Raw genomic sequence first — 858 nt, 5'->3', positions numbered from 1 at the left:
GCAAATAACTTAAAAGGCTCAAGTGCTTTAATTGTTATTTATAAAATTGGGTTAACATCAAAAACAATGCAATATATTGCATCACAATCAAATCACCCTGCTACCGTATTTTTAAATCAAAATGAGATAACTAAACGCCATTGTAATATTCGCTGGTTTAACCAAACAAGTGAAATTAAACGCTGTGGGCATGGTACTTTAGCGGCCGCTAATTTTTTAATAAAGTATTTTGGTTATTGCCCTGAAGTATTTACATCAATGAGTAATGAGCGCTTTACTATAAGAGTAAAAAAACAACGCGCACAGTTGTTACTAAAAAGTATAGAGCCTAAAAAAAGCGAATTAGCTAAAGGTGAGTTAAAAAGTGTGTTTTCATCCGCAATAAAAGCAACCTACAGTACCGGTGATAAAAACGGTTATACGGTTGTATTATTTAATGAAGAATTTAATAAAGAATTTAGTAAAGACGTTGAAAAAGACGATTTAAAAAGCTTACACGTTGATTTTAAAGCTTTGAGTAAACTCCACAAAAATGCAATAATTGCACTCAGTATAAAAAATAAAGACAAGAAAAATGCCATAGCGCATTTTAGATATTTTGCACCCCAGTTTGGAGTAAATGAGGACAGTGCAACGGGCTCTGCGGTATCTGTTATTGCCCCCCTGCTATTTAGACTACATGGTTTAAATAAAGCTAAGCTTATACAGCAATCAAATAATGGTGCATTGCTAAGCTATGAGTTTAGCAATGCTAAAGTTGTCATTTACTAGGGCGTGTTGATCTTTGCGAATTGAAATTTGTTCAATCTAGGGGCGATTAAATCGCGGCGCGAGGTTTGTAACCTAGTGGGCTAAGTA

1 protein-coding gene is annotated in these 858 nt (G+C 34.4%); it reads left to right on the top strand.

Features of this window, described 5'->3' with window-relative positions; genetic code table 11:
* A partial coding sequence (locus tag H5072_RS20585; RefSeq protein ID WP_182694653.1) for a PhzF family phenazine biosynthesis protein occupies positions 1 to 771 on the top strand: 771 nt, incomplete at its 5' end.
* Positions 772 to 858 lie beyond the last annotated feature (87 nt).

It is taken from the genome of Pseudoalteromonas sp. SR45-5, assembly GCF_014163565.1.
GTDB lineage: Bacteria > Pseudomonadota > Gammaproteobacteria > Enterobacterales > Alteromonadaceae > Pseudoalteromonas > Pseudoalteromonas distincta.
This window is presented reverse-complemented; position numbering and strand designations above follow the sequence as displayed.